Source organism: Priestia sp. P5_B4 (assembly GCF_056400385.1).
The window spans coordinates 1-661 of sequence record NZ_JBFULJ010001396.1 but is presented as its reverse complement, the minus strand read 5'-3'; the positions used below and the strand labels follow the sequence as shown (position 1 = coordinate 661).

At 35.4% G+C, this 661-nt stretch carries 1 protein-coding gene; it reads left to right on the top strand.

Features of this window, described 5'->3' with window-relative positions:
• On the top strand, positions 1-465 hold a 465-nt coding region (locus AC1DRF_RS31210; protein WP_477742724.1), incomplete at its 5' end, for a TetR-like C-terminal domain-containing protein.
• Between the last annotated feature and the right edge of the window lie 196 nt (positions 466-661).

Genomic DNA, 661 nt, shown 5'->3' with positions numbered 1-661 from the left:
AAGCAAGACTTTCTCATGCAGAGTATGAATGAAGTTCTAGAAGAGCTAATAGAGAAAGTAAAGCCTAAACAAAATAATGAGGATTCCGCAGCAGTAGAAGAAAACGATGAATCCGTTTCTTTCTTAAAGCTTTTTGAATTCATCTATGACCATGCCGATTATTTTAAAGTTATGCTAAGTGATCGAGGATTACCTCAATTTAGAAGTCATATGACGGAAATTGTAAAGAAAAGAGTGTATGGAGAGCTAATCTCTTCGATTGGAGAAGCAGAGGATGGACTTGATATCCCTGAAGATATTCTGATTAGTTATATCACATCAGCTCATATAGGTGTCATTTGTTCTTGGTTAGAAAGCGATATGAAATTCAGCCCTGCATTTATGGCTGAAAAATTAACCAGCTTAACACTTTCAGGGCCAATTCGAGTGGCAGGTTTAGAAAATAAGATAAAGCTTCCTTACTGAAGCTTTATTTTTTAGTTTGTTCAAATGCGGATAAACATTTTTCTTCTTTACCCTAGCTACTGTGATGGTTAGAAGAAACATGAATGCCTCATTTTTAGTTTTTTACAATCATGAAAGGCAGAAAGGAATTGTAGTATGAAAATAGAAAAACACTGGGGGATTTCCTTACTGGCAGTTTTAGCTATTGGTCCTGGTT